This window comes from Streptomyces sp. CLV115 (assembly GCF_038448545.1).
Lineage (GTDB): Bacteria > Actinomycetota > Actinomycetes > Streptomycetales > Streptomycetaceae > Streptomyces > Streptomyces sanglieri.
Window position 1 is genome coordinate 1 of record NZ_JBCEWQ010000291.1, and the last position, 4,682, is coordinate 4,682.

Annotated in this window: 4 protein-coding genes; 2 read left to right on the forward strand and 2 right to left on the reverse strand. The window is 73.5% G+C overall.

Features of this window, described 5'->3' with window-relative positions; genetic code table 11:
- Both AADR41_RS41325 and AADR41_RS41330 read right to left on the reverse strand, forming a co-directional pair.
- The coding region (locus AADR41_RS41325) for a hypothetical protein (protein WP_342287549.1) at nt 1–518 on the reverse strand (518 nt) is incomplete at its 3' end.
- Nucleotides 519–638: 120 nt separating this feature from the next.
- Nucleotides 639–2,729 (reverse strand): N-6 DNA methylase, encoded by a 2,091-nt coding sequence (locus AADR41_RS41330; protein ID WP_342287551.1) that lies wholly within the window; start codon nt 2,727–2,729, stop codon nt 639–641.
- 242 nt (nt 2,730–2,971) lie between these two features.
- Here AADR41_RS41330 and AADR41_RS41335 point away from each other — a divergent pair, with 242 nt between their 5' ends.
- Together AADR41_RS41335 and AADR41_RS41340 are read left to right on the forward strand one after the other, a co-directional pair.
- On the forward strand, nt 2,972–3,823 hold the full coding sequence (locus AADR41_RS41335; protein WP_342287553.1) for a DUF4190 domain-containing protein: 852 nt from the start codon (nt 2,972–2,974) through the stop codon (nt 3,821–3,823).
- Nucleotides 3,824–3,935: 112 nt separating this feature from the next.
- A complete protein-coding gene (locus AADR41_RS41340; RefSeq protein WP_342287555.1) occupies nt 3,936–4,655 on the forward strand; it encodes a hypothetical protein in 720 nt (239 codons plus the stop codon).
- Nucleotides 4,656–4,682 lie beyond the last annotated feature (27 nt).

Here is a 4,682-nt window from a genome sequence, read left to right on the forward strand (position 1 = left end):
GGCGTGGGAGCGGGCGCCGGCGTGGGGGCGGGAGCGGGAGCGGCCATGGGCACGGGTGCGGGTGCGGGCATCCGCGTCGGCACCGTGGGCGCGTACTGGTACCCGTATCCGTATCCGTACCCGTGTCCCGGCACCGGCGGGGCGGCCGCGTAGCCGCCCGTCGGGTGCCGCTTCGTCAGCCGTTCGTAGTGGCGGATGTCGCCGACCAGGTAGTACGCGAACGAGCCCAGCATCGTCACCAGCAGCAGCGGGATCAGGACGTTGTCGATGCCGGTCGGCTCGTCGTTGCCGTCCCTGCCGAGGATCGGCAGGAGCACGCAGACGAACACGAACCCGGCCCCGGTCAGCCACCAGTCGGACGTCCGGCGGCGCACGATCGCGAGCCGGAGCAGCGGGCTCCACAGCAGCAGCCCGAGCGAGCCCACCGAGAGCACGCCGAACAGCACCCGCATCGAGACGATCCAGGCCCGGCTGGGAACCCGGCGCGGCGGCGTCGGCGGATGACCCGGGGCGTACATGGCTGCTCCTGGAGACCTGGTCGTTGAACATCCGCGCACACGCTGCGTGTGCGCGAATCCGAGCGTAAAGGGCGACACCGACAACTGGCCCCGGGTTGTACGGAACCGTTGTGGTTCGCCTCACTTCGGGGCGACCGTGCCGTCCGTCAGCCCGTCGTACATCCCCTGTACGAGCTGTCCGCCCAGCCGGCCCGCCAGCCTGAGGGCGTCCTCGAACTCCGCCAGGGCCCGGAACCGTTCCCCGTACCGCTGCTGCTCCGCGAGCGGCAGCCGGGGCAGTTGGAGACGGCGGGCGTCCAGCCGGGTGGCGGTGGAGGCGTAGCTGCTGGCCTGGCGGTTGTTGGCGGTGCCGCGCAGGAAGCCGGCCAGGAACCAGGGGTCGAGGGCGGCCGGATCGGGGCGCAGCAGCTGGAGGTTGCGGCCGAGCGCGGCGCCCGCCGTGGCGTCGTCGATGACGCGGGCGGCGGATCCGCCGCCCAGGACGGGGACGACGACATCGCCGGGTTCGACGAGGACCGGTTCCTCGGAGGGCCCGTCGGTGGGCAGGCTTCCCGAAGGGGCAGTGGAGCCGAGGACGTCGTGTTCGGTGAGTACTGGCCCCGGGCCGGTGCCGGTGCCGGAGCCGCCGGAGCGGAGCTGGAGGGCGCCGGCGCGGGCGAGTTCGCCGACGGTGGTCAGGGGCCAGTGGGCCGGGTCGGAGAGGGTCACGGCGGGCGGGGTGAGGGCGCCGGTACGGCCGAGCGTCTCGGCGAGCCGTTCCCGCACCCGGATCAGCTCGCCGGGGCCGCCCGCGGCGGCCGGGGGCGGCAGGTGGCGGGCGGGGGCCAGGTCCACGTCGTCGTCGAGGAGTTCGATGACGGGGACGGCGCGGCCGGCGCCGGTGCGGGCCGCGGCCGGGGCGGAGCCCTCGAAGGACTGCCAGGCGTCGAGCACGGTGCGGTGCACCGCCTGCCAGTCGAGCCGGTCGCGCCCGCCGGTCGCGGAGGTCTGCCCTCCCGGGGCCGGTTCGGCGGGTTCCGCGGTGTCGACCAGCAGCAGTTCGGGCGCGGGGTGCGTACCACTGCCGGGCTTGCGGAGCACCCAGAGGTGGAGCGGGATGCCGTACGGGGGCGCGGCGCCCGCCGGGAGCGCGATGACGGCGCGCAGGGCGCCGCGGCGCAGCAGGTCGGCGCGGATCCGGCGGCCGGAGCGGCGCGATGCGGCGGCCGGGGGCATCAGCAGTACGGCGGTGCCGCCCTCGCGCAGATGGGCCAGGGCGTGCTGGACCCAGGCGAGTTCGGACTCGGTACGGGCCGGGAAGCCGTACTCCCAGCGCGGGTCGTAGGCGAGTTCGTCGTGGCCCCAGTTGCGTTCGTTGAACGGCGGGTGGCAGAGCACGGCGTCGGCGGCGAGCTGCGGGAAGGCGTCGGCGCGCAGGGTGTCGGCGGTCCGTGCCGCCAGGGCGCAGCCGGTGTCGGTGTGCAGGGCGAGCCGCAGCGCGGTGAGCGCGGCGAGGTCGGGGTCGGTCTCCTGGGCGTACAGGGCGGCGGGACCGGCGACGGCGCGCAGCAGGGCGCCGGTGCCCGCGGCCGGGTCGAGGACCGTGCGGGCGGGCCGCTCCCCCGCCTCCACCAGGGCGGCCATCAGCTCGGCGAGTCCGGGCGGGGTGAGTGTGTACTGGCGCGGGTTGGCGTCCAGCTGACGGCCGAGCAGGAACTCGAAGGTCTCCCCGGGCCCGGTCCCGGCGGCGAGTTCCGCGACGGCACGGAGCAGCGGTACGGACGCGAGCAGTTCGGTGCCGCTCGGGGTGTGAACGGCCCGGCCGTCCTGCGTCGCCGGTCCGAAGCGGGCGGTGAGCGCCTTGTCGAGGGCGAGGGACAGCACGTCGGCCATCCGTTCGTCGGGGGCGGCGGCGAGCTCCGGCCAGGTCTTCGGGACGGTCCGCAGGAGCAGCAGGGCACAGCCCGTGTGGACCAGGGCGGGGACCGCGCCGGCCGGGTGCCCGGCGACCTGCTGCCAGACCCGCTCGCGCAGCGGTACCTCGGCGAGTTTCCCCTGGTCGCGGAGCCATTGCTCGACCTCGGGGAGCGCGAAGGACGGGCTCGTCTCGGTGCCGCCGACGGGCTTGGGGAAGTCGGCGTGGCGGCGGCGCCAGTTGCTGACCGCGGCGCGCCCCACCCCCGCCAGCCGTGCGATCCCGGCCGCGGTCACCTCTGTCGAGTTCTCCGGCACTGGCTGTCTCCCTGGTCCTGGCACTCGTCCCGGTACTGGTTGTCGGCGAGCATACCGACCAGGTTCACACGACATCGATTCACAGCGTGCATCAACCCATTCTCCGTGAACCGTGTTGACTCGGTTCACAAGCTCTGCTGTTATTGACCCATCGCCACATCAGCCGATGCGCAGGGCGATGCACACGAGCGATGCACGGAACCGCTCACCATCCATTTCTGCTTTCGCCGGAGGGCACAGCCATGTCCCAGTTCACGCAGCCGCCGCAGTCCCCGCAGCCCCAGCAGCCGTACGCCCCCGCCCAGATGCCGGGCGCAGGTCCGGCCCGTAACGGACTGGGCATCGCGGCCCTCGTCCTGGGTGTCATCGGCGCCGTGTCCGGGCTGATCCCGTTCCTGTTCTGGCTGGCGGGCATCCTCGGCCTCATCGCCCTGATCCTCGGCCTGTCCGGCCGGGGCCGGGCGAAGCGCGGAGAGGCCACCAACAAGGGGATGGCGACCTTCGGCGCCGTGCTCGGCCTGATCTCGCTGATCCTCGCGGTGGTGGGCGCGGTGATCACGTTCAAGGCGGTGGACGACGCCGTGAACGACCTCAACAAGGCGGTGTCCGACACCACGGCCTCCGCGAAGCCGAAGCCCGGCGGGGACTCCGCGAAGGGCGGGGGCGCGAACAAGGGCGACGCGGGCAAGAAGAAGGACACCGGCAAGGCGCTGGAGGCCGGCGACTCGGCCGTGTACGACGACGATCTGACGGTCACGGTCGGCGACGCCACCTCGTACACCCCGGACGCGTACGCCGCCGGGCACACCAAGGGCCAGAAGGCCTACCGGGTCGCCGTCGTCATCGAGAACGCGGGCAAGGAGAAGTTCGACTCCGCGCTCGTCGGCGTCTCGGCCCGGGCCGGCCAGGACGGCGTGGACGCCGAGCAGATCTTCGACAACAAGGTGGGCACGGGCTTCAGCGGCACGGTCCTGCCGGGCAAGAAGGTCACCGTCCAGTTCGCCTTCGACACCCCGGCGGACGCCAAGAACCTGACGGTCGAGGTCAACCCCGGCTTCACGTACGACGCCACGCAGTGGGACCTGAAGCTCTGACCGCTCTTCTGGAGCCGGACAGAACAAGCCGGAGAGAACCAACCGGCCGGAACCGGCTGGACAGAACGAACCGGCCGGACAGAACGAACCGGAGAGACCGGAGCCGCCCGCCATGCGCCTTCCCGCCCGCGCCTCGGCAGCCACCCTGAGCGCCGCGACCGCCCTCGCCCTCGCGACGGCCTGCGGCATGCTTCCGGACGGCGCACCCGACACCACCGCCCCCTACGCCCGGCTGACCGCCCCCGAGGTCGCCGACAAGGCCCTGGCGACGACCCGCGCCGCCAAGTCCGTACGCATGACGGTGCAGGCGGCCTCCCCCGAGGGCCCGGTCGAGGCGTTCGTGGCCACGGACATCCGGGGCGAGTGCACGGTCACGCTCTCCATGGGCGCGGCGGGCACCATGGAGCTGGTGCGGACGGGCGGCACGGTCCGGGTCCGCTCCGACGCCGCGATGCTGCGATCGGCCTCCACCGCACCGGCCGAGAACCTCGCCGGCCACTGGGTGAGCCCCACCGCCGCCGACCGGCACGCGAAACTGGCCGAGCGCTACTGCGACCGGGAGACCTTCCTCGGCCTCCTCGCGCCGAAGACCGGAACGGCCCGCAGGGAACGGACGCCCACGCCCGGCTCCGGCACCCCCGCCCTGACCGTCACCGGCGGTTCGCGCGACGGGAAATGGACGGCGGACATCGCCACCGAAGGCAGGCCCTACCTGCTGAGGCTGCACCTCCCGCGCGGCGGAACGGAAGACGGCACCGGCCGCACCGCCCCCGTGACGGTCGAATTCTCCGCGTTCGACCAGCCGTTCAAGGTGAACGCCCCGAAGCCCTGATCCCCCCGGTCGCCCCCGGCCACAGAA